Below are 23,453 nucleotides of genomic sequence, written 5' to 3' on the forward strand. Positions count from 1 at the left end.
AGCGAGTAAAAACTCGCAAATGTCAGTTAAATTGTGGTTTTCAGCATTTATTTTGCCATAAAGTATAAAATATGATTAATAGTTAATTATTAAGATATATCTAATATTAGTAATAACTTGAAACTTTTTAGGTATGCTGAGATTTTTTGATATATTATAAAATGTGTTAAAATATGAGCAGTAGATTAATTTTAAGTAGGGGTTTTACAATGAAAAAATATGCAAAGGTAATAGTTAGAAGTAATACTATATACACAGACAATTTATTTACATATCAAATTCCTGTATTTTTAGAGGAAGTTATAAGTGTTGGGCATAGAATATTAGTGCCATTTGGAAGAGGTAATAAACCAACAGAAGCCTTTGTATTTCAACTTACAGATAATTTAGATGAAAAAATAAAGACTAAAGAAATCATAGATATATTAGATGAAAATCCAATATTTAGAGAAGAAGATTTAGAGTTGGTTTACTGGATGAAAAATAGATATTTGTGTACTTATATAGAGTGTATAAATTTGATATATCCAAAAGGATATAAACTAAATAATTACAAAGTAGTTTTACTAGGTGAAAAGCTAAATGGATTAAGTGAGATTGAATTAGATGAAAAGATATCGAAGCTGAGTGATAAAAATAAAGAGATAGTAGAAAAAGTAGTTGAGAGTAAAGGAAAAATTAAGGTTGATAAGTTAAAATATATACCGAATCTAAATAATTCTCTATATACAATGAATAAAAATGGAATTATAAAATTATGCTGGGAATACAAAAATCATAAAAATGAGAAGAAAGTATGCTATGTATCTTTGAGTTTAGAAAATGATAAAATTGATGATTATATAGAACAAAATAAAATAAGCATAGGAAGCAAGCAAAAAGAGATATTAAATTTTCTTAAAAACAATGAAAATGTAGAGATAAATGATTTATTGGATTTATTAAATGCTTCAAAGCAGAGTATAAATTCTTTAAGTAAGAAAGAGTTAGTAACTTTAGAATTTAAAGATTATTATAGAGAGCCAAAAAGTATTTACAAATCTATATCAAAAAGTATAAAATTAAACAATGAGCAACAACAAGCGGTTGATGAGATAAATTCAAGTATGTTTATAGATGATAAAAAGCCATATTTAATTCATGGTATAACTGGAAGTGGAAAGACTGAAGTTTATATGGAAATAATAGAATTTGCATTAAGCCAAGGTTTAGATAGTATATTTTTGGTTCCTGAGATAGCATTAACTCCCCAAACTATAGATAGATTAAAGAGTAGGTTTGGGGATTTAGTTGGAGTGTTTCACAGTAAACTATCTGAAGGAGAAAAACACGATGTTTATAAAGCTGTTAAAGCTGGAAAGATAAGAGTTTTAATTGGTGCTAGGTCAGCACTATTTGCTCCTTTTAATTCTTTAGGATTGATAATAATTGATGAATTTCATGAGTCATCATATAAGTCTGAAAAAAATCCTAAGTTTAACGCTATAGAAGTAGCTAGATTTATGGCATTAAAAAATAATCTAACTCTTATTTTAGGTTCAGCAACACCTTCAATTGAAGAGTATTATAGAGCAAAAACTGGTGAATATAAACTTATAAATATAAAAAATAGAGCAAACAATAAACCACTTCCAAATATTGAAGTTGTAGACATGAAAGATGAATTAGATAGAGGTAATAGAAGTATATTTAGCTTAAAACTTCAAAGAGAAATAAGTTGGGCGATTGAAGAAAATAGTCAGGTAATACTATTTTTAAATAGAAGAGGTTATGCAAATTTTGTATCATGTAGAAAGTGTGGTTATGTGTTTCAATGTGAAAATTGCGATATATCTTTGACATATCATAAAAAAAGTAATATTGGAAGATGCCATTATTGTGGATATGAAAGAGAAATTCCAAAAGAATGTCCAGAATGTGGAAGTCATTATGTCAAGCCATTTGGAGTAGGAACTCAAAAAATCGAGGAAGAGTTAAAATGTATTTTTCCAAATATAAAAACTTTGCGAATGGATAAAGATACAACCTCAAAAAAGGGTTCATTAGAGGAAATACTAAATAAGTTCAAAGATAAAGAAGCAGATGTATTGATAGGAACGCAGATGTTAAGTAAAGGATTGGATTTTGACAATGTAACTTTGGTAGGCATTTTATCAGCAGACATGATACTAAATTTTCCTGATTTTAAAAGTTTTGAAACAACCTTTCAGTTGATAACTCAAGTTTCTGGAAGGGCAGGAAGAGCAGATAAAGAAGGTAAAGTAGTACTTCAAACATATGATACTGAGCATTATGCTATTAAACATGCCATAGAGTACAATTATGAAGGTTTTTATGAAGATGAGATAAAGATAAGAAGGGCATTTGGATATTCTCCTTTTAATAACATGTTAAGTGTAGTTGTTAGTGGCGAAGATGAAAGATTAGTTATAAAAAATATAAAAAATATGCATGCATCTTTGATTTATTTATTAGAAAAAAGGAGTATAAATGACTTAGAGTTTATATTAGGACCCAATCCATGCTCAATATCAAAAATAAATCAAAATTATAGATGGCAGATACTCTTTAAAGATGAAAATATTGAAATTAATCTCTTAAAGGGTATAATAAAATATATATGTATAACAAAACGAGATTTGATATTTGATAAGAATATTAATGTATCTATAGATATTAATCCAAATAGTGTATTATAAATTTAGGAGGAAGTGTAATGGCTTTAAGACAAATAGTTCAAATAGGAGAACCAGTACTAAGAAAGAAATCAAAAAAAGTTGAAAAAATTGATGCAAAAATAATACAATTGTTAGACGATATGGCAGAAACTATGTACGATGCAGATGGTGTTGGACTGGCTGCACCTCAAGTTGGAATTTTAAAAAGAGTGGTAGTAATTGATATTGGAGAAGAACTTATAGAACTTATAAATCCAGAAATAATAGAAACATCTGGAGAACAAATAGATGATGAAGGTTGTTTAAGTGTTGTTGGAGAATCTGGAGAGGTTAGAAGACCAAACTATGTAAAAGTTAGAGCTTTAAATAGAAATGGAGAAACAATAGAGTTAGAAGGGGAAGAACTTTTAGCTAGAGCATTTTGTCATGAAATAGACCATCTAGATGGAATACTATTTGTTGATAAAATAGAAAAATAGTAGGGGTTGATTTGATGAATATAGTATTTATGGGAACTCCTGATATAGCAGTTCCTTGTTTACAAAAAATAATAGATGAAAAGTATGAAATACTAGGAGTTGTAACTCAGCCAGATAAACCAAAAGGAAGAGGTAAAAAACTTGGCATGAGTCCAGTAAAAGAGCTTGCAATTGAAAATAATATACCTGTATATCAACCAATTAAAGCTAGAGACAAAGATTTTATAGACACAATGAAATCTTTAAATCCAGATGTAATGGTAGTAGTGGCTTTTGGGCAGATACTTCCAAAAGAAATATTAGAAATTCCTAAGTTTGGATGTATAAATGTACATGTTTCTTTACTTCCAAAATATAGAGGTGCGGCACCTATAAATTGGGTAATAATCAATGGCGAAGAAAAAACTGGTGTTACAACTATGTATATGGATGAAGGCTTAGACACTGGAGATATGATATTAAAGACAGAAGTAAATCTTGATGAAAATATAACAGCAGGAGAACTTCATGATAAAATGATGAATATAGGAGCAGAAACTTTAAAAGAAACATTAAAGTTGATAGAAGAAGGTACTGCCCCAAGAGAAGTACAAAATCATGAGGAATTTTCTTATGCACCAATAATGAATAAATCACTAGGTAATATAGACTTTTCAAAAAATGCTAAGGAAATACACAATCTAGTTAGAGGTGTAAATCCATGGCCAAGTGCTTATACTACTTATAATGGTGTAACAATGAAAATTTGGAAAACTAAAGTATTAGAGGAAGAAAGTACCAAAGATGCAGGTACAATAATTGAGGTAAATAAAGATGGCATAAAAGTAAGTACTAAAGATAAGGTACTTTTAATTGAAGAAATTCAGATGCCAAATAAGAAGAGAATGCTGGTTGGAGAATATATAAAAGGAAATACTATAGAAATTGGTGTAGTATTGAGTTAGGTGAAAAGTATGACAGATATAAAAAAGTATTTAACAAGTGTTGGTATTTTAGTCTTAATATTAGGGATTTTAATGGGAGTTACAAACTTTTTTATAATTAGTTTGACTCAAATATTTTCCTTAGGAATAAATACTGTAGTAATATCACTAATACTTATAATACTATGCTCAACAATAGTTACGTATAGAGTAATTAAAGGAAAAAATGTTAACTCAAATATAATGAAAATAAATTTTAAAATTGTTAGTGTATTATTTCCCATTATATCTTTTATTGCATCATCATTTGGTATGTCAAAAAGTGAAATTAGAAGGATATATATAAAGTTAAATAATGAATATATATACAGTAATAAATATAATTTTAATCCAGAGGATATAATAATTTTAATACCTCATTGTATTCAAGAGAATAGTTGCAAACTAAAAGTTACTAATGATATAGATAATTGTAAGAAATGTGGAAAATGCAATATAGGAGAATTAGCTGAGCTAAATAAAAGTGTTAAAGTAAAAGTATTTGTAGCTACAGGAGGGACTCTAGCTAGAAAAATTATAATTGACAATAAACCTAAAGCTGTTATAGCTGTTGCATGTGAGAGAGATTTAACATCTGGAATACAAGACATTAAAAAAATTCCTGTTTTAGGGGTATTTAACAAAAGACCTAATGGACCTTGTATAAATACTAATGTAGATATAGTGGATATTAAAAAAGCTATAAGTTTTTTAACAGGAAAAGTATATTAGCTTGTAATTAAACTGTTTTTAAGTTATGTGAATATTAAAGAGGATGTATAATAAAAATATATTTTAGGAGAGTGTTATTTATGTACCCTGTATATGGCGGTTTTTGGGGATTTGACCCAACGATGATTATATTAATTCCAGCTATATTATTCACTGCATATGCTCAATTTAAAGTGAGCTCAACAACAAATAAGTATTTAAGAGTAAATACACGTAGAGGATATACTGGAGAACAGACAGCAAGAAGAGTACTTGATTCAAATGGTTTGTATGATGTAAGGATAGAAATGGTTAGAGGGCATTTAAGTGACCACTATGACCCAAGAAGAAAAACTGTAAGATTATCAGAGGATGTATATTATGGAACATCAATAACTTCTGTTGCAGTAGCTGCACATGAATGTGGTCATGCAATGCAACATGCTAAAGGTTATGCACCTCTTCAAATAAGAAGTAGTTTGGTGCCAGTAGTAAACTTTGCTTCAAGCATTTCTTGGTTTTTAATATTTCTAGGATTTATTATGGCTGGACCATTTCTAAAAATTGGGATATTATTGTTTTCAGCTTCAGTATTATTCCAAATAATAACATTGCCTGTAGAATTTAATGCTTCTAGTAGAGCAATTGTTCAACTTGGAAATCTAGGTATTATAGATGAGGGTGAGGTAAGACAAAGTAGAAAAGTGCTTTCAGCAGCAGCCTTAACATATGTTGCAGCAGCACTAGTTTCAATACTTCAATTACTTAGATTGTTACTAATAGCTCAAAGAAGAGATGACTAAAAATAAAGTGGGTTGTTTAGAAACAACCCTTTTTTATGTTTAATAAAAGGGAGAAATTTATATGGATGCAAGAGAAATTGGATTTAAAGTATTATGCGATATAGAGAAAAATAATAACTATTCAAATATTGCAATAAATAAGCATTTTAAAAACTTAGAAATAAGCGACATGGATAGAGGACTTGCAACAGAGTTAATCTATGGAGTAGTAGAAAATAAATATTACTTAGATTATATAATTAATAAACTTTCAAAAATAAAAGTAAAAAAAATGTCAACTTATGTTAAAATCTTTTTAAGAATGGGAACATATCAAATTTTATTTTTAAATAGTATATCAGATTATGCAGCAGTTAATGAAACTGTAAAATTATCTAAAAAATATGATAAAAAATCTTCTGGTTTTATAAATGCTATTCTTAGAAATGAAATAAGAAATAAAGATACTATAATGGACATAACTGAGGAAGATAGTGTAAAATACTTATCTATAAAGTATTCTTACAACTCTTGGATTATAAAAAATTGGATAGATAATTTTGGACAAGAATTTACTGAAGATTTATTAGAAGCAAACAATGAAAAGCCTAGTATTTATATAAGAACAAATACACTTAAAATCAGCAGAGAAGAGCTTATTGAAAAATTAAATCAAGAGGGTATTATGTGTTTGAAAGTCCCTATGGTGGAAGAAGCTATAAAAGTCGAAAAATTAAAAAATATAGAAAATAATGAGTTATTTAAGGCTGGTTTATTTACAATTCAAGATATAAGTTCTATGATAGTAGGGAAAGTAATTAATCCAAAGGAAGATTCATTGATTTTGGATGTATGTAGTGCTCCTGGTGGAAAATCTACTCACTTAGCCACTTTAATGAATAATACAGGTCAAGTAATAGCTAGAGATATTTTTGAGCATAAACTAAAGCTTATAAAAGTTACTGTAAATAGACTTGGTCTTAAAAATGTATGTGTAGAAGGATTTGATGCTTCTGAAATTGATGAAAATAGCATAAATAAATTTGATTATGTTTTAGCAGATGTTCCTTGTTCTGGCCTTGGTATAATAAGACGTAAACCAGAAATTAAATACAAGAAAGAAGAAGAGTTAGAAGATATTACTTCTATACAAAAGAAAATATTAGAAAATGCATCAAAGTATGTTAAAATTGGAGGAACTTTAGTATATAGTACATGTACAGTTCAAGATATGGAAAACATAAATATAATTAATTCTTTTATTGAAGAAAACAATAATTTTGAATTGACTCCAATTGATACAATAAATGTAGATTTAGACAAGCAAGATAAAGGATATTTAAAAATATATCCCAATATTCATGGTATAGATGGTTTTTTTATAGCAAAATTAAAGAGAATAAGGTAGTGAATAGAATGGAAGAGAAAAAAATAGTATTAAAAAACTTGACTGAAGATGAACTCAAGGAATTTATGAAAACTATAGATGAAAAACCTTTTAGAGGGAGCCAAATATTTTCTTGGATATATAAAGGTGCAAAAACTTTCGATGACATGAATAATATACCAAAAAGTTTGAGAAATAAATTAGAAGAAGTTTCATGTATAGGTCATATAGATATAGAATTAAAGTTAGAATCTAAGGTAGATGGGACAAAAAAATATTTGTTTTTATTAGATGATGGAAATATAATAGAAACTGTGATGATGGATTATGACAGTAGGGTTACTGTTTGTGTTTCTAATCAAGTAGGATGTAGAATGGGATGTAACTTCTGTGCATCTACAATGGATGGACTGATTAGAAATTTAGAACCATGGGAGATTTTAGACCAAGTTATTAAGATTCAAGAAGATACTGGCAAAAGAGTATCAAATCTTGTCTTAATGGGAAGTGGTGAACCACTTGACAATTTTGAAAATACAAAACAATTTTTAAAAATAATTAATGAAAAAAATGGTCTTAATATAGGGTATAGACATATAACTCTTTCAACTTGTGGGATAGTGCCAAAAATGTACGAGTTGGCTGATTTGAAAATAGCTATAAATTTGGCTTTATCACTTCATTCACCATATGATGAAGAAAGAAGAAAGATTATGCCTGTAGCAAATGCCTATTCTATTAAAGAAATACTAGATGCATGTAGATATTATATAAAAAAGACAAATAGAAGGGTTACATTTGAATACTCTCTTATAAAAGGTGTAAATGACTCAGAAAATGAGGCAAAGGCACTAGCAAAGCTTTTAAAAGGTATGCTATGCCATGTAAATTTAATACCAATAAATAAGGTTGAAGAAAGAGAATATGAAAAGCCAGACAAGGCATTTATTTATAAGTTTAGAGATAGTTTAGAGAAAAACAATATACCTGCTACAGTTAGAATGTCTATGGGTTCTGATATTAGTGGAGCTTGTGGCCAATTGAGAAGAAAATACAAGTAATATGTAAGGAGGAAGTCGTATGGTTTATAGTTGTGCCTCCCATATAGGAAAAGTAAGAAAAAACAATGAAGACTATTGTGAGGGAGAAGTTATAGATACAGAACATGGTCCAATAGGAATATTTGCCATAGCTGATGGAATGGGTGGACATAAAAAAGGGGAAGTCGCCAGTAAGTTAGCAGTAGAAAATATAATTGATTTTCTAAAAGAAAACTTATTACAGCATGATAATGTAAAAATAGACTATATAGATGATATACTAAAACAGGCTTATAATAATGTAAACTCAATTGTGCACAAGAAATCTATGGAAGATATAGCATTTGAAGGAATGGGAACTACATTAGTTACAGCGATAGTGTATAATAATGTCTTGTATGTGGCAAATGTTGGAGATAGCAGATGTTATTTGTTAACAGATGAAAAATTTGATAAAATAACTATAGACCATTCTGTGGTTGAAGAACTTATGATGGCTCATGTTATTACAGAAGAAGAAGCGAGAAGACATCCACAGAGAAATAGAATAACTAGAGCAATTGGAACAGATGATATGGTTGTTGTAGATATTTTTAAGAAGGAAATCAAAAAAAGTGATATAATACTTCTTGCAACAGATGGATTAACCGGGTTTATTTATGACGAAGATATAAGAAGTTTAATATTAGATTATGAATATGAGAGAATTAGTGATATAAGTGATGAATTGATAAGCATGGCCAATGATGTTTCTGGTAAAGATAATGTTTCGGTGATAGTAATAAAAGTATAATTAGGACGGTGATATTGTGGGAGATACAATTTTAGGAAATAGATATGAAATCATCAGGAAGATTGGTGATGGAGGAATGGCCTTTGTATATGAGGCTAAAGACAGATTATTAAACAGGACTGTTGCACTTAAAGTACTCAGACCTGAATTTGTAGATGATGATGAATTTTTAACAAAATTTAAAAGAGAAGCAGAAGCAGTAGCAAGCCTTTCACATCCAAATATAGTAAATGTATATGATGTTGGGGAAGATGGAAAAGTTCACTACATTGTAATGGAATTTGTAGATGGAAAAAATTTAAAGGAAATTATACAGGATGAAGGGATATTAGACGAATATACTGCACTAGATATAACAAAACAAATAGCTATGGCACTTAGTGCTGCACATAAAAAGGGGATTATACATAGAGATATAAAACCTCATAATATTCTCATATCCAATGAAGGAAGAGTAGTAAAAGTAGCTGATTTTGGTATAGCCAAAGCTGTCTCAAATTCAACAATGACTAATATTGGTAGTATAATAGGTTCAGTACACTATTTTTCACCAGAGCAAGCTAAAGGAAAGTTTGTAACTAATAATGCAGACTTGTATTCTTTAGGTATAGTTTTATATGAAATGCTGATAGGAAAAGTACCATTTAGAGGAGATAGTCCAATTTCTATCGCACTTCAACATATTAATGATGATATAGATTTTACATCAGAAGAAAAAGTTAGGATTCCTCAAAGTGTAAGAACTACAATAAAAAAGCTTACAGAAAAATCTAGTGCAGATAGATACCAAACTGCTGAAGAGTTAATAGAAGATATAGATTATATAGAAAAAAATATTGACTTAGATTTTATAAAGGAATATGATGATTTTGCAACGAAGAAAATTGATGAAAAAGAAATTAGTAAAGCTGTAAATCCAGTACTTGCAAAGCCAGTTCCAGAAAAAGTAGTTAAACCTATAGAAGTTGCTGATTTAGATGAAGATGATGATTTTTATGAAGAAGATGAAGATGAGGAAGAGATAATGAGAGCTAAAAAGAATCAAAAACCTAAGAATACTCAAAGTAAGAGGGCTAAGAAAAAGAAGAAAAAACAAGAAAGTCCTAAAGCTAGAAAAAGACTAAAGGTAGTCGCAGCAGTTTTGATAGTAATCTTATGTGCACAAGTATTCTTAGCATATAAATTTTTATTTGCTGGAGGATTTGGTAGTAAAGATTTAACTGTTCCTAATCTTGTGAATATGACATTAGAGGAAGCACAAAGTGAAGTTGAAAAAGAAGGATTGTCCTTAAGTGTAAAAAGTGAAGAGTATAGCAGTGAGGTTGACAAAAATTGTATAATATCGCAAACACCTGAAGGTGGAAGTACAAATATTAAAAAAGGTGACACTATAAATGTCGTTGTAAGTAAAGGTGCAAATGAAGCTTCAGTTCCCAATGTAGTAGGTATTACTTTAACTAATGCAAAAAAAGTTATAGAGGAAAATAAATTGAAAGTTGGTACTGTCAAGTACGAATATAGTTCAGTATATAAAGAAGGTACAGTTTTAAGTCAGAGCCCTAGTTCTGGTTCATCAAGTGTTCAAGAAGGTGATGAAATAGACCTATATGTTAGCAAAGGCCCAGAAAAATCAAATACGCCAACGCCAACAACACCAAATAAGACTCCAACAACACCAAACGAGGATGATACAACAACACCTGGTTCAAACTCAGGAAATAGTGGAGGAAATTCAGGAGGTTCAAACTCAGGAAATAGTGGAGGAAGCTCAGGAGGTTCAAACTCAGGAAATAACGGAGGTAATTCAGGAAATAATGGAGATAATTCAGGAAATAGTGGAGATAACTCAGGAAATAGTGGAGGAAACTCAGGAAATAATGGAGATAATTCAGGAGGCTCAAACTCAGGAAATAGTGGAGATAACTCAGGAGGTTCAAACTCAGGAAATACTGGAGAAACTCCATCAGGAACTGGTGGAAATATTGGCAAATCAGAATAAATATTAGCTAAAAATAAAAAGCTGTCCTTTTATAGAAATTATTTTCTTTAAAGGGGCAGTTTGTTTTGTATAAAATATTAGATTAATTATAAGGGAGATAAATATTTATGAATAAAAATAATAAAACAGTTTTGGTCACAGGAGGCTCTAGAGGAATTGGAAGAGCAATATCTAAAACATTTGCAAAAGATGGGTATAATGTATTGATAAACTTTAATAAATCAGAAAATGAGGCTAAAGAACTATACACTGTATTAAATGAAAAAGGTTTTTCTGTAAAATTATTTAAAGCTAATATTTCAAATAGAGAAGAAGTTGAAAATATGATAGATTATTGCATAAAGGAGTTTGGAGGATTGGATGTACTTATAAATAATGCTGGTATAAGTCAAGATAAGTTATTTACAGATATAACTGATGAAGATTGGGATAATATGATGAATATTAACTTAAAAGGAAGTTTTTATTGTTCACAAATTGCTTTAAAATACATGATATCAGAAAAAAAAGGAAACATAATTAATATATCTTCAATTTGGGGTATATCAGGTGCTTCTTGTGAGGTACATTATTCTGTATCAAAAGCAGGTATAATAGGAATGACAAAGGCATTAGCTAAAGAAGTTGCTCCATCAAATATTAGAGTAAATAGCATAGCACCAGGAGTTATTAATACAGATATGTTATCTGAATATAATGAAGATGAGATAGATGCTCTTGTAGAGGAAACTCCTTTAATGAGATTAGGAACACCAGAAGATATAGCAAATTGTGCTATTTTTTTAGCATCTGATAAATCAAGTTTTATTACTGGTCAGGTAATTAGTCCAAACGGAGGATTTGTTATTTAAAAAAAATGTGGTATTATATAAAAATAGGAAAGAATAACACTATATACTACTCATAAACAGCATATGTTTATATAATTTTATAAAGGGAGGTATTTGATGCTAGAAGGAAAAATTATAAAAGGGATTAGTGGATTTTATTATGTAGATACAGAGAAAGGTCTTTATGAATGTAAGGCTAGAGGTATATTTAGAAAGCAAAAAGTAACACCTTTAGTTGGTGACAGAGTTAAAATAAGTGTTGTTGATGAAGATGAAAAAAAGGGAATTGTGGAAGAAATAGATAGTAGAGATACAGAACTTATAAGACCACCTATAGCAAATGTAGATAAGGCACTAATAGTATTTGCAATAAAAAATCCTAAACCAAACTTATCTCTTTTAGATAGATTTATAGTTTTGGCAGAAAAAGAAAATTTAGAAACTGTAATAATCCTTACAAAAGCAGATTTAGATGATGATAACATATTAGAGCATGTTAAAAATATATACGAGCTTAGTGGATATAAGGTTATTCCTGTAAGCAATGTCACTAAGTTAAATATAGATAAAGTAAAAGATGAATTAAAAGAAAATGTAGTAGTATTTGCAGGACCATCTGGAGTTGGAAAATCAAGCTTATTAAATGAAATAGATGAAAATTTTAAACTGCAAACAGGTGTAGTAAGTGATAAAATAAAAAGAGGAAAACATACCACTCGTCATGCTGAACTTTTAAAGTTAGAGTTTGGTGGAATGGTTGCAGATACACCAGGTTTTAGTTCACTTGCACTTGAAGACATAGAAGAAGTTGAACTTAAAGATTATTTTATAGAATTTGATAAATTTAATGATTGTAAGTTTGGTTCAAAATGTATTCATGAAAATGAACCTAATTGTGCTATAAAAGAAGCTGTTGCAAATGGAGAAATATCTAAAGAAAGATATGATAGTTATATACAGCTACTAAATGAAATAAGACAAAATAACAGTAGGAGGTATTAGAAACATGATTAAATTAGCACCATCAATATTATCAGCAGATTTTGCAAAATTATTAGAGGATGTAAGAAAAGTGGAAAGTGCAGGATGTGAATATCTTCATATCGATGTAATGGATGGACATTTTGTACCAAATATTACACTAGGACCACTTGTAGTTAAAAGTTTAAAAAAAGAGAATATAAATATGGTATTTGATGCTCATCTTATGATAGAAAATCCAGACCAATATATTGAAGATTTCGTAAAAGCAGGATGTGATATAATAACTGTTCATCAGGAAGCTTGTACACATCTACATAGAACTATACAAAATATAAAATCACATGGAATAAAGGCAGGTGTAGTACTTAATCCAGCAACACCAATAGATACTATTAAACATGTACTATCTGATTTAGATATGGTGCTTTTAATGTCTGTTAATCCTGGATTTGGAGGACAATCATTCATACCTTGTGTGCTAGATAAAATTAAAGAGTTAAAAACACTTATAGATAGTAAAGGATTAAATATTGATATAGAAGTTGATGGTGGTATAAGTCCTAAAAATGTAGCTGAAGTTGTACAAGCAGGAGCTAACGTAATAGTAGCAGGCTCTGCAATATTTGGAAGTGATGACATTCAAGAAACAGTTAATTTATTTAGAAAGAATGCTTCTCTTGAAGAATTAGTTTAGACTTAGGTATGAAAATCTGTATTGTTTTAAATGGTGAAATTGAAGACTATAAAATTACAAGAGATATTATACTTAAAGAATGTTATGACTGCATAATATGTGCAGATGGAGGCGCAAATCACACCTATAAAATGGATATAATACCAGATTATATCTTAGGAGATTTAGATTCAGTAGAAGAAGAGAAGATAAATTTCTATATAAATCAAGGTGTTAAATTTGAAAAATTTCCATCTAAAAAGGATGAAACTGATACAGAGCTATGTCTCTTTTTAGCTAAAACTATTAAAGCTAACCATATTGATTTTTTTGGTGCCTTAGGTGGAAGAATTGACCATACCCTTGCAAATATAAAGCTATTATATTATTTAAAAGAAGATGGAATATATTCTAGGATACTCTCAGATAAAGAAGAGATGTATATAGTTGAAAATGAAGAATTTACCTTGTTTGGAAACAAAGGAGATACTATTTCTGTAATAGCTGTAAAAGGAGATGCTAAAGGAGTAACACTTACTGGTTTAGAATATCCTTTGGATGATTATTATATGAAGTATTCAGTACCTATTGGAATATCCAATGTTATGTTAGGGAATTCTTGTAAAATTAAAGTAGAGCAAGGATGTGTACTTGTAGTTAGAAATTTATAAAAATGGACTTTAATAATTGATTTTATATTACAGAGCAGATACAATCAAGTAAAATATATTTATAATTGTATCTGCTTTTTAGTATATAATTATAAATATATAATAACTTTTGACGCAAGGGGGATTTTTTGTGATAGACAGTATTATTTTCGATTTAGATGGAACTCTATGGGATTCAACTGAAGGAGTATGTAAGGTATGGCAAGAGGTCTTAGATAAACGTGAGGATATAGGTTTAAATGTTACAGTAGAATTATTTAGAAGTGTTATGGGTCTTTCATTTGATGAAATAGCAAAGCGTTTATTTCCAGATTTAGATGAAGAACAAAGAATGAATCTATTAGATGAATGTTCTGCAGGAGAATGTGATTACTTATCTGAACATGGAGGTAAATTATTTGAAGATATAGAAAATACTCTTGAGAAATTATCTGAAAAATATAAATTATTTATAGTAAGTAATTGTCAAAAAGGATATATAGAATCTTTTTTAAAAGCACACAAGCTAGAAAAGTACTTTATAGATTTTGAGTGTCCTGGCAATACTGGATTGCATAAAGGTGAAAATAATAAACTCATAATTGATAGAAATAAACTAACTAACCCAATCTATATTGGAGACACTCAAGGGGATGCAAATAGTGCTAAATTTGCTGGGATTCCTTTTGTATATGCAAAATATGGTTTTGGAAATGTGGATGAATATGATTATTCTATAGAGTCATTTAAAGATTTGTTAGAACATGATATATTAAAATAAGAGAAGTATAAAGTTTGTTTTTAAATAACAAAAATAATCTACAGGGGGACTTAAAATGGAATTACAAGATACTATTTACAAAAGACAAAGTGTAAGAAAATTTAAAGAACAAGATGTTTTAGATGAAGATATTTTGAAAATGGTAAAAGCTGCAGGGGCAGCTCCATCAGGTAAAAACATTCAAAACTGGCATTTTGTAGTTATAAAGCGTCGTGATTTAATGGAAAAGATAGCAGATGTGATAACTAAAAAACAGCAAGAAATACTTGTAGAGATGGATAAAATATCAGTAGAAAAAGCTAATAGATTTAGAAAATTTGTGCCAAACTTTACTTTATTTTATTTAAAAGCTCCAGTTTTGGTATTAGTTTTTACAAAGGTATACAATCCATCTGGCTATTATGAGTTAGAACTTATAAATGCACCTAAAGAGACTATAGATAAGTTGTTTGTAAGAAATCCAGGCATGCAAAGTTTAGGAGCAGCAATTGAAAACTTTACATTATCAGCAATTGAACTTGGGTATGGTTCTTGTTGGTTGACAAGCCAGAACTATGCAGCAGATGAGATAGAAGCTGTTTTAGAGAAAGAAACAGGATTTGAAAAAGGCGAATATTTCTTGGGAGCAATGTTGGCACTTGGAGTACCAGAAGATAACTTAAGAAGTCCATCTAAAAAACCAGTAGAAGACATATGTACATTTATAAAATAAAAACAAAAATTTTTATAAAAAATAAATAAATTAAAAATAAATATGCAAAAATTAAAAAGTAGATTTTATTGATATTAAATTTATATTTCAGGTTGTTGATTTAATTAATACAATAAGGCCTACTTTTTTTGTGTATATTAAAACAAGTAAATTTAAATCTTTAGAAAATCTTTAGAAAAGTATCTATAATATCTTAAGTTTTTAGCTTTAATATTAGATATATAAATAAGGTAAAACAGTATTGAAGTTAAATTAAAGGGAGGGTTCTGAAATGGACATTAAAGATAAATAATTAGAATAGACCACTATAAATTTATAAAAAAATGGAAAAACTTCTATCATATTGTATAATCATATATGTAAAGGTAGTTTATAAATTAATTGATATAAAGGAGATTAAAATGAATTCATATAATATTTTGGTGGTAGAAGATGAAAAGGAAATAGCAGATGCTATAGAAATATACCTTTTAAATCAAGGGTATAATGTTTTTAAAGGTTACAATGGATTGGAAGGTCTTAAAATTATAGAAAGCCAAGAAATACACTTAGCTATAGTTGATATAATGATGCCTCAAATGGATGGAATAACGCTTACAATGAAGCTTAGAGAAAATCATAATTTTCCAGTGATAATGCTATCTGCAAAATCAGAAGAAGTTGATAAAATAATGGGGCTTAACATAGGCGCGGATGATTATGTAACAAAACCCTTTAAGCCATTAGAGTTATTGGCTAGAGTTAATTCTCAACTTAGAAGATATACTAAGTATCTAAATATGATAAAAAATAAAGAAGAAAGTTCAGAAAGTAATGAAGGTGTATTTGTAATAGGTGGATTAGAATTAAATGAAAATACAAAAGAAGTTAGTATTGATGGAAATTATATAAAAACAACTCCTATAGAATTTAAGATATTAAGTTTACTTATGAGAAATGCAGGAAGGGTCTTTTCTGCAGACGAAATATATGAAAGAGTTTGGAATGAAAATGCTGTAAATACAGATACAGTCATGGTGCATGTTAGAAATATAAGGGAGAAGATAGAAATCGACCCAAAAAATCCAAAATATTTAAAGGTGGTGTGGGGTGTTGGATACAAAATTGAAAAAATTTAAGGAAAAATATATAATTAGTGTGATAGTTTTTATACTTATGTTATCAGCATCATTAGGTATGATTAGTCAATATCCAACTATACAGGCAGCTGCTAAAGGTGGAGCTAAAAATCCATTTGAGCAAGAAGGATTTGTAGATGACATATATAAAGGAAGTTATGTTTTATATCACAATATGAAAGAAGAACAAGAAGGTAAGATGATACAACCTTCGAAGCTTTTTTTAAGTGAAGAAACTATAAATTATATAAAAAATGCTAGTAAAGAAAAAAGCACATATGAAGGTTCAGAGAACTATTATTCTGATGATAGTATTAATGCAGATTTTAATGAAAACTTTGATGAGTGGGAATCTTTTATTAATAATTCAAGTAAAAATTTAAAATATTATTTAGTTGATAAAGAAAATAACTTTGAGCTTTTTAATGAAAATAAAGAATTAAAAGCACTTGATACAACAAAAAATGATGTATCAAAAGAAGAGTCTGATAAAAATCAGCCTCAAGATACAACTATGAATGATGAAGAAAGACAAGAAAAGATTAAAAATATAAAAGTAAATTATAGATTTTATCTTGTAATGAATTTTGATAAAGATGGAAAAGTAAATATTGTAGACTCTTATGGAGTAAATCAAAACATTATCAGCCAAATGTTATTATCTAAATCTAGAGAAGATTTGATGGATACAGATTTAGGTGGGAATTCAATCTCATATAAATTATCTCCAATAAAAAATAAAACATTAGTATATGCTGTACCTAAAGTAATAAGCCAAGACAGTTCATATAGCTCATATAATGATTATGGAATGATTTATAGTAGTGATGATATAAGTGGATATATAAATAATGTAGAGAATAATTCGTATTATAAGATTTCTGCAATGATTATAAAAATCATAGTATCTATAGTTGTAATTGTAGCTGTAGTATTTCCATATAAAAAATTTAAAGAGTTATTAGGGTTTGAGATAATCACAAGAATACCATTAGAGATACTTTTTATTGCTATTGCTATTATACAGGGTATTGTAGATTTATATCCTACTGGTATAATAAGTAACACATTGAATGGAAATTATGTAAAGTATCTAATAAATAATGATATAAGTAGTAAAATGGCAAATATATTAGTAAGCTCAATGAATTTAATTTATTGGTTTGTAGTCTTCTCAATAATATTTGTATTTATAGCACTTTTAAAACATATTTTAAACTTTGGAATAAAAGAATACTTTGTAAAAAATACTTTGACAGGAATGTTTTTAAAATGGTTTAAAAAATCAAGTAAGGTAGTTATTAATCAAGTTAGAATGACAAATTTAAAAGAAAAGCCAAATAAAACTATAGCTATAATTCTATCAGTAAACTTATTAATTATAGTTATAATGTGTAGTATGTGGTTCTTTGGAATAATACTTGCATTAATTTACTCAGTAGTTTTATTTAAGTTATTGTCAGACTACTCTAAGAAAACAATATGTGAATACAATCAACTTTTAGATGTTACAAAGAAAATTTCAGATGGAAATTTAGAAGTAAATATGGAAGATGATTTAGGGTTCTTTAATCCTATCAAAGATGAGCTTGGAAATATTCAATCTGGATTTAAAAAAGCTGTCGATGAAGAAGTTAAAAGTCAAAAGATGAAAACAGAGCTTATATCAAATGTATCACATGACTTAAAAACACCTTTGACATCTATAATCACTTATATAGATTTACTAAAGGATGAAAATATAACAGATGAAAATCGTAAAATATATATTGATACATTGGATAGAAAGTCACAAAGACTACAACACTTAATAGAAGATTTATTTGAAGTGAGCAAGGTAAATAGTGGAGATGTGCATTTAAATATAGTAAATGTAGATATTATATCTCTAATGAAACAGACATTACTGGAATTAGATGATAAAATAGCAGAGTCATCACTGAAGGTAAGAAATAATTTTTCAAGTGAAAAAATAATATTACCATTAGATAGTCAACGCACATTTAGAGTATTTGAGAATCTTATAATAAATATAAGTAAATACGCAATGCCAAATTCAAGAGTATATGTTGATATTTTAGAAACAGATAGACAAGTAAATATCATGCTTAAAAATATGTCAGCAACTGAAATTGATTTTAGTGTAGATGATATAATGGAGAGATTTGTAAGAGGAGATAAATCACGTAATACAGAAGGTTCTGGACTTGGTCTAGCAATAGCAAAAAGTTTTGTAGAGCTACAAGGTGGTAAAATGAAGATAGATATAGATGGAGATTTATTTAAAGTTACAATTACTTTTAATAAAAACTAAGTTAGATTTTTATCACAGATTATAACTATAGAATTTGCAAAATAAAATTTTTTAAGAGTGCTATTTTAAAGTAGCACTCTTTTTATTGCTTTACATTGAGTATTATCTTGTATAGAATACTATGGAATCTCTCAGAAACTTTGCCAGCCCAGGTTGTTCTTTATCATAATATGATGTAAAACGTTCATCATCTACATACATCTGCGCTAAAGTAGCATGAGCCTCCTTAGAGTACGTATTCCAAGTGTAACTCAACCATTTTTGATGTAATATTGCAACTTCTTGAGAAAGTTCATTAGATGCATCACCAGTTTCAAAAGCTTGTTTGAGTTTACTAATTATCTCAGCACTTAAATCTTGCCAATCCTCATAATCTTTTTTAGACATATTTTTAAATTTTTTATTTGATTGATTGATTACATCTTCACCATATTTTTCTCTAATTTCAGTTCCATAATTTTTTTCATTTTCATCAATCATCTTTTCTTTAAAACCTTCAAATTTTTCTAAATCTGTCATAATATATTTTCCTTCCTTTAATGCTATAGTTTTAGTTACATTTTCTATCAGTAAGTCAATTTGTTTTTTTTTAGCTAGTAATTTGCTATGATGTTGTTTTAATGCACTTAGACTGTCAAAAGTTGGTGAATTTATAATTCTTTTTATATCTTCTAAGCTGATGCCTAATTCTCTATAAAAAAGTATTTGTTGTAGCTTATTAACTTCATTTTGACCATATATACGATAACCTGAGGAATTTATTTTAAGTGGCTTAAGAAGCTCGATTTCATCATAGTATCTAAGGGTTCTAGTACTTATACCAGCTATTTTACTTAATTTCTGAACTGTATATTCCATAAGTAATACCTCCTATAAATTAAATATACACTTTTACGTAACGTCAATGTCAATACATTAAAATATAAAAATTTATATCTTTTAATAAAAATATAAAAAAATATCTTTATTGGATATTTTAATCATAAGTGTCAATAATCACTAGTGAAAATTAAAAAATAAAATTTATAGATTATTTTTATCAAAAGATAGAGAATCTATAACCTGGGAGGAATTGTATGAATTTAAAAAGAAGCAAAGAAAAACGTGAAGAATATAGAAGGCTGTATTCAGATAAAGAAAGTTTTTTAAGTTTGATTCAAAATTTTACAAGCGTCTCAATAGCAAAGGAATTAACTCTTAAAAATATAGAGTTAGAAACATCTTTCATATGTGAATATAAAGGAAAGGAGGTAGATATAATTTATAAAGTTTTTTCTGAAAATCGTAAAATTTCACACTATATAGTGTTGGAGTTTCAAACAGAAATGGATACAGAGATTGTACCAAGGTTAAAATCATACAGAGAGCAAATTTGGAAAAGCTTTATAATGAAAAAGAGTCTTGAAGAAATAGAGCGCAAAGATTTTAAACTCCCAAAAGTTATACCAGTAGTTTTATATAGTGGACCTGAAAGGTTAAGTAAAAAAAGAGGTATTTTAGATATTATAGAATCTGCATCAGAAGATAGTAATAATTCCAGTATAAAAAATTAAAATTACATAATGTGTTTATCGGTCTAAAATGGGAACTTATCGCATAAACTTAAATATGAAAATATTTGTAGATACAAGTTCTATGTGGAGGTGTTCCATGAGAAATAACAAGTCTAAGGTATTGCTAGGAATACTGTGTCTAGCAACAGGAATGGCAGTAATTTTATCTATGTTGCTTCCTGGCTGGATTTGGTCAGCACTTACCGCATTAATACTTATTGGATGTGGAGCATTATTATTTTTTTGTTAAAATAATTTTAACTATAAAGTGTGGGGTGAGTATTGATGAAAGTAGTAACAATAAAGTTACCAAAATGGATTTCAAACATAGTTTTAAAATTTATGAGAAAGAGTAAAAATGATTAAATTTAAAAAGCCTACTTTCGGAAGTAGGCTTTTAAACGTGGCTATTAAGCTCTTTCAATTTTACCAGAACGTAAACATCTAGTACAAACTTTTACTCTCTTAGGAGCTCCATCTATAATCGCTCTTACGCTTCTTAAATTAGCTGACCATGTTCTTTTATTATGTTTATTTGAGTGTGATACTTGGTTTCCAGAAACCTTACCTTTACCACATACGCTACATACTTTTGCCATCTACGCACACCTCCTTAAAATGATAACTATTTAAAGACTAAAAACATATTTATATTATCATAAATAACAAAAATTTGCAATAGAAATATATATTTGCCTTACATATATTGAAGAATTTCTTATTATCATATAAAATTATATATATAATTTTATATAAAGTAAATATATTTGAAAAATAATTATTATTTTTCTTTAAATATATAGACAATACAAGAAATTTTATCCAAAAACTTTTCTAGGTTTAAATTATACCATATTTATAGTATGATATGATTATAATTTTATATAATAAATAAGTAAAAATAGTAAAAAATAAATTAAGAAACATTTTTAATAAAAATAAACTTAAGGGGGTCAACCATGAGTGCAAAGGTAATGAATCAATATGGAAGTATAGAAATAGATAATCAAGTAATAGCTCAAGTCACATATAGAGCTGCAATGGAAAGTTATGGTCTAGTAGGTTTAGCATCTAAATCTAAAGGAATAGTAGAATTATTAAAAGGTGAAAATGCTACTAAAGGTGTTAGAGTAGAAGAAGTAGAAGAAGATGCCATAGCAATAGAACTTTATGTTATAATACAATATGGTACAAATATATCTACAGTTGCAAATAACATAATAGATAGAGTTAAATATGTAGTTGAAAAGATGACTGGCGTAAGAGTCACTAAAATTGATATTAATGTACAAGGAATAAGAGTTAAGTAATTTTATAGGAGGAAAGAAATGATTCAGTATATAGATGGTAAAAGGTTAAGAGAGATGTTCATTTCAGGTGCAAACAATCTCCAAAACAATAAAGATTTAGTTGACAAATTAAATGTATTCCCTGTACCAGATGGAGATACAGGGACCAATATGTCCTTAACTATATCTTATGCCTTAAAAGAGTTAGCGAAAGTAGACAATGATAATATATCAGACATCGGAAAAGCATTATCTAAAGGCTCTTTAATGGGTGCGAGAGGAAACTCAGGAGTTATACTTTCACAAATAATTAGAGGTATAGCTAAGTCTATAGAGGGAAAAAGTAAATTATCGACAGATGATTTAGCAAAAGCTTTTAAAAATGGTGCTGATACAGCTTATAAAGCTGTAATAAAACCAATTGAAGGAACTATACTTACTGTAGTTAGAGAGAGCGGAGAGTTTGCAGTAAAAGCTGCTAAAAAAGAAAAAGATGTAGTAAAGTTTTTAAGTATGCTTGTAAAGGAGTCAAATGCTTCACTAGAAAGAACTCCAGACCTCCTAAAAAATCTAAAGGATGCTGGTGTAGTTGATTCTGGAGGAAAAGGGCTTGTACTTATATATGAAGGTATGTTAGCTTCTATAAAGGGTAACAATATAGAAATAAAAAGTGTTAGCCTAGACACTAATGTTGCAACAAATATAGACTTCCCAAAGAATAGCACTAGCACAGATGATATAAAATACTGTTATTGTACAGAATTTATACTAGAAAGTTCTAAAGTAGAAGATACGAAAATACGAGATATAATGATGGCTTATGGTGATAGTCTAGCAGTAGTTGGAGATGATGGAGTCATAAAGGTACATGTACACACTAATGACCCAGGAGACGTGCTTCAAGAAGCTCTAAAGTATGGTCAATTATTAACTATAAAAATAGAAAATATGAAGTTACAACATGAAAATACAATATTGGAAGTAGAAGAAAAAAAAGAAAATGATAGTGAGCCTTTAGAAGAAGAAAGAGAATTTGGATTCATAGCGACTTCTATGGGTGAAGGATTAGCAAATATATTTAAAGATTTTGGTGTTGACCATATAATAGAAGGTGGTCAAACTATGAATCCAAGTACTGAAGACTTTATGAATGCCATAAGGGATATAAATGCTAAAAATATATTTATTTTCCCAAATAACAGCAATATAATAATGGCTGCTAACCAAGCTAAAGAATTGAGTGATAAAAATATAATAGTTATACCTACAAAAAACACACCTCAAGGATTTGCTGCATTAGTAACATTTAATGGAGAATTAAGTGAAGATGAAAATGAAGAAGCTATGATGAATGCTTTAAATTCAGTTAAATCAGGTCAGGTAACTTTTGCTGTTAGGGATACAGTAATGAATGAAATTGATGTTAAAGAAGGTAATATAATTGGAATTGCAGAAGGTAAATTATTATCAGCAGGGGATTATGTAGATGAAGTAACATCAAATCTTATTGAAAAATTGGTTGATGAGGATACTGCTATAATAACTTTATTCTTTGGTGAAGATGTTACAGAATCTCAGGCAAATGAACTTCGTACTTCTTTAGAAGAAAAATTTGAAGATGTAGATGTGGAATTATATTATGGAGGACAACCTCTTTATTATTACTTAATTTCAGTTGAATAATGATTATAAGAACCTGTATGACCATGTAGCTTTTA

23 protein-coding genes are annotated in these 23,453 nt (G+C 28.5%); 21 read left to right on the top strand and 2 right to left on the bottom strand.

Features of this window, described 5'->3' with window-relative positions:
* Positions 1-209: 209 nt before the first annotated feature.
* The 17 genes from priA (at position 210) to KGF46_RS03545 (ending at position 18,893) form a co-directional block, all read left to right on the top strand.
* Positions 210-2,699, top strand: a complete 2,490-nt coding sequence (gene priA, locus KGF46_RS03465; RefSeq protein WP_227828114.1) for a primosomal protein N' — start codon at positions 210-212, stop codon at positions 2,697-2,699.
* Positions 2,700-2,716: 17 nt separating this feature from the next.
* Positions 2,717-3,157 carry a peptide deformylase gene (gene def, locus KGF46_RS03470; RefSeq protein WP_227828115.1) on the top strand — a complete coding sequence of 147 codons (441 nt, stop codon included), beginning with the start codon at positions 2,717-2,719 and terminating at the stop codon, positions 3,155-3,157.
* Between the two features lie 14 nt (positions 3,158-3,171).
* Positions 3,172-4,101 (top strand): methionyl-tRNA formyltransferase, encoded by a 930-nt coding sequence (fmt, locus tag KGF46_RS03475; RefSeq protein ID WP_227828116.1) that lies wholly within the window; start codon positions 3,172-3,174, stop codon positions 4,099-4,101.
* A gap of 9 nt (positions 4,102-4,110) precedes the next feature.
* Positions 4,111-4,851, top strand: a complete 741-nt coding sequence (locus KGF46_RS03480; RefSeq protein WP_227828117.1) for a DUF116 domain-containing protein — start codon at positions 4,111-4,113, stop codon at positions 4,849-4,851.
* Positions 4,852-4,931: 80 nt separating this feature from the next.
* On the top strand, positions 4,932-5,633 hold the full coding sequence (locus KGF46_RS03485) for a zinc metallopeptidase (RefSeq protein WP_227432477.1): 702 nt from the start codon (positions 4,932-4,934) through the stop codon (positions 5,631-5,633).
* Between the two features lie 61 nt (positions 5,634-5,694).
* Entirely contained in the window at positions 5,695-7,020 is a 1,326-nt protein-coding gene (gene rsmB / locus KGF46_RS03490) for a 16S rRNA (cytosine(967)-C(5))-methyltransferase RsmB (RefSeq protein WP_227828118.1), read from the top strand.
* Positions 7,021-7,028: 8 nt separating this feature from the next.
* Positions 7,029-8,060, top strand: coding sequence for a 23S rRNA (adenine(2503)-C(2))-methyltransferase RlmN (gene rlmN / locus KGF46_RS03495; RefSeq protein WP_227828119.1), 1,032 nt, complete (start codon positions 7,029-7,031; stop codon positions 8,058-8,060).
* A 19-nt stretch (positions 8,061-8,079) separates the two neighbouring features.
* On the top strand, positions 8,080-8,832 hold the full coding sequence (locus tag KGF46_RS03500) for a Stp1/IreP family PP2C-type Ser/Thr phosphatase (protein ID WP_227432480.1): 753 nt from the start codon (positions 8,080-8,082) through the stop codon (positions 8,830-8,832).
* Between the two features lie 16 nt (positions 8,833-8,848).
* A complete protein-coding gene (gene pknB, locus KGF46_RS03505) occupies positions 8,849-10,831 on the top strand; it encodes a Stk1 family PASTA domain-containing Ser/Thr kinase (RefSeq protein ID WP_227828120.1) in 1,983 nt (660 codons plus the stop codon).
* A gap of 107 nt (positions 10,832-10,938) precedes the next feature.
* Positions 10,939-11,682: an elongation factor P 5-aminopentanone reductase gene (gene ymfI, locus KGF46_RS03510; RefSeq protein ID WP_227828121.1), complete on the top strand. Its 744-nt coding sequence runs from the start codon at positions 10,939-10,941 to the stop codon at positions 11,680-11,682.
* Positions 11,683-11,778: 96 nt separating this feature from the next.
* Entirely contained in the window at positions 11,779-12,663 is an 885-nt protein-coding gene (rsgA, locus tag KGF46_RS03515) for a ribosome small subunit-dependent GTPase A (protein WP_227828122.1), read from the top strand.
* Between the two features lie 4 nt (positions 12,664-12,667).
* Positions 12,668-13,339 carry a ribulose-phosphate 3-epimerase gene (gene rpe / locus KGF46_RS03520; protein ID WP_227828123.1) on the top strand — a complete coding sequence of 224 codons (672 nt, stop codon included), beginning with the start codon at positions 12,668-12,670 and terminating at the stop codon, positions 13,337-13,339.
* Positions 13,340-13,347: 8 nt separating this feature from the next.
* Positions 13,348-13,989: a thiamine diphosphokinase gene (locus tag KGF46_RS03525; RefSeq protein WP_227828124.1), complete on the top strand. Its 642-nt coding sequence runs from the start codon at positions 13,348-13,350 to the stop codon at positions 13,987-13,989.
* A gap of 130 nt (positions 13,990-14,119) precedes the next feature.
* On the top strand, positions 14,120-14,749 hold the full coding sequence (locus tag KGF46_RS03530) for an HAD family hydrolase (protein WP_227828125.1): 630 nt from the start codon (positions 14,120-14,122) through the stop codon (positions 14,747-14,749).
* A 55-nt stretch (positions 14,750-14,804) separates the two neighbouring features.
* Positions 14,805-15,461 (top strand): nitroreductase family protein, encoded by a 657-nt coding sequence (locus KGF46_RS03535; RefSeq protein ID WP_227828126.1) that lies wholly within the window; start codon positions 14,805-14,807, stop codon positions 15,459-15,461.
* Positions 15,462-15,862: 401 nt separating this feature from the next.
* On the top strand, positions 15,863-16,579 hold the full coding sequence (locus tag KGF46_RS03540; protein WP_227828127.1) for a response regulator transcription factor: 717 nt from the start codon (positions 15,863-15,865) through the stop codon (positions 16,577-16,579).
* Positions 16,551-18,893 carry a sensor histidine kinase gene (locus KGF46_RS03545; protein WP_227861799.1) on the top strand — a complete coding sequence of 781 codons (2,343 nt, stop codon included), beginning with the start codon at positions 16,551-16,553 and terminating at the stop codon, positions 18,891-18,893. The genes KGF46_RS03540 and KGF46_RS03545 overlap by 29 nt, the downstream gene beginning before the upstream one ends.
* 102 nt (positions 18,894-18,995) lie before the next feature.
* Here KGF46_RS03545 and KGF46_RS03550 read toward each other — a convergent pair whose 3' ends face one another.
* Positions 18,996-19,751 carry a MerR family transcriptional regulator gene (locus tag KGF46_RS03550; RefSeq protein WP_227861800.1) on the bottom strand — a complete coding sequence of 252 codons (756 nt, stop codon included), beginning with the start codon at positions 19,749-19,751 and terminating at the stop codon, positions 18,996-18,998.
* A gap of 218 nt (positions 19,752-19,969) precedes the next feature.
* Here KGF46_RS03550 and KGF46_RS03555 point away from each other — a divergent pair, with 218 nt between their 5' ends.
* Together KGF46_RS03555 and KGF46_RS03560 are read left to right on the top strand one after the other, a co-directional pair.
* A complete protein-coding gene (locus KGF46_RS03555) occupies positions 19,970-20,446 on the top strand; it encodes an Rpn family recombination-promoting nuclease/putative transposase (RefSeq protein WP_227850118.1) in 477 nt (158 codons plus the stop codon).
* A 97-nt stretch (positions 20,447-20,543) separates the two neighbouring features.
* Positions 20,544-20,696 carry a hypothetical protein gene (locus KGF46_RS03560; RefSeq protein ID WP_009893656.1) on the top strand — a complete coding sequence of 51 codons (153 nt, stop codon included), beginning with the start codon at positions 20,544-20,546 and terminating at the stop codon, positions 20,694-20,696.
* A 160-nt stretch (positions 20,697-20,856) separates the two neighbouring features.
* Here the strand turns inward: KGF46_RS03560 and rpmB are convergent, their stop codons facing one another.
* Entirely contained in the window at positions 20,857-21,045 is a 189-nt protein-coding gene (rpmB, locus tag KGF46_RS03565; protein WP_003416297.1) for a 50S ribosomal protein L28, read from the bottom strand.
* 360 nt (positions 21,046-21,405) lie between these two features.
* On the opposite strand from rpmB, the gene KGF46_RS03570 reads away from it, so the two are divergent.
* Both KGF46_RS03570 and KGF46_RS03575 read left to right on the top strand, forming a co-directional pair.
* Positions 21,406-21,756 (top strand): Asp23/Gls24 family envelope stress response protein, encoded by a 351-nt coding sequence (locus KGF46_RS03570; RefSeq protein ID WP_227432491.1) that lies wholly within the window; start codon positions 21,406-21,408, stop codon positions 21,754-21,756.
* Between the two features lie 18 nt (positions 21,757-21,774).
* Complete coding sequence (locus tag KGF46_RS03575; protein ID WP_227828131.1) at positions 21,775-23,418, top strand: DAK2 domain-containing protein; 1,644 nt, start codon at positions 21,775-21,777, stop codon at positions 23,416-23,418.
* Positions 23,419-23,453 lie beyond the last annotated feature (35 nt).

This window comes from Clostridioides sp. ZZV14-6153, assembly GCF_020657855.1.
Lineage (GTDB): Bacteria > Bacillota > Clostridia > Peptostreptococcales > Peptostreptococcaceae > Clostridioides.

Excerpts from the sequence above, each read along its gene's own strand:
- priA (WP_227828114.1), top strand. The coding sequence starts at position 210 with ATGAAAAAATATGCAAAGGTAATAGTTAGAAGTAATACTATATACACA.
- def (WP_227828115.1), top strand. The coding sequence starts at position 2,717 with ATGGCTTTAAGACAAATAGTTCAAATAGGAGAACCAGTACTAAGAAAG.
- fmt (WP_227828116.1), top strand. The coding sequence starts at position 3,172 with ATGAATATAGTATTTATGGGAACTCCTGATATAGCAGTTCCTTGTTTA.
- KGF46_RS03480 (WP_227828117.1), top strand. The coding sequence starts at position 4,111 with ATGACAGATATAAAAAAGTATTTAACAAGTGTTGGTATTTTAGTCTTA.
- KGF46_RS03485 (WP_227432477.1), top strand. The coding sequence starts at position 4,932 with ATGTACCCTGTATATGGCGGTTTTTGGGGATTTGACCCAACGATGATT.
- rsmB (WP_227828118.1), top strand. The coding sequence starts at position 5,695 with ATGGATGCAAGAGAAATTGGATTTAAAGTATTATGCGATATAGAGAAA.
- rlmN (WP_227828119.1), top strand. The coding sequence starts at position 7,029 with ATGGAAGAGAAAAAAATAGTATTAAAAAACTTGACTGAAGATGAACTC.
- KGF46_RS03500 (WP_227432480.1), top strand. The coding sequence starts at position 8,080 with ATGGTTTATAGTTGTGCCTCCCATATAGGAAAAGTAAGAAAAAACAAT.
- ymfI (WP_227828121.1), top strand. The coding sequence starts at position 10,939 with ATGAATAAAAATAATAAAACAGTTTTGGTCACAGGAGGCTCTAGAGGA.
- rsgA (WP_227828122.1), top strand. The coding sequence starts at position 11,779 with ATGCTAGAAGGAAAAATTATAAAAGGGATTAGTGGATTTTATTATGTA.
- rpe (WP_227828123.1), top strand. The coding sequence starts at position 12,668 with ATGATTAAATTAGCACCATCAATATTATCAGCAGATTTTGCAAAATTA.
- KGF46_RS03525 (WP_227828124.1), top strand. The coding sequence starts at position 13,348 with ATGAAAATCTGTATTGTTTTAAATGGTGAAATTGAAGACTATAAAATT.
- KGF46_RS03535 (WP_227828126.1), top strand. The coding sequence starts at position 14,805 with ATGGAATTACAAGATACTATTTACAAAAGACAAAGTGTAAGAAAATTT.
- KGF46_RS03540 (WP_227828127.1), top strand. The coding sequence starts at position 15,863 with ATGAATTCATATAATATTTTGGTGGTAGAAGATGAAAAGGAAATAGCA.
- KGF46_RS03550 (WP_227861800.1), bottom strand. The coding sequence starts at position 19,751 with ATGGAATATACAGTTCAGAAATTAAGTAAAATAGCTGGTATAAGTACT.
- KGF46_RS03555 (WP_227850118.1), top strand. The coding sequence starts at position 19,970 with ATGAATTTAAAAAGAAGCAAAGAAAAACGTGAAGAATATAGAAGGCTG.
- KGF46_RS03560 (WP_009893656.1), top strand. The coding sequence starts at position 20,544 with ATGAGAAATAACAAGTCTAAGGTATTGCTAGGAATACTGTGTCTAGCA.
- rpmB (WP_003416297.1), bottom strand. The coding sequence starts at position 21,045 with ATGGCAAAAGTATGTAGCGTATGTGGTAAAGGTAAGGTTTCTGGAAAC.
- KGF46_RS03570 (WP_227432491.1), top strand. The coding sequence starts at position 21,406 with ATGAGTGCAAAGGTAATGAATCAATATGGAAGTATAGAAATAGATAAT.
- KGF46_RS03575 (WP_227828131.1), top strand. The coding sequence starts at position 21,775 with ATGATTCAGTATATAGATGGTAAAAGGTTAAGAGAGATGTTCATTTCA.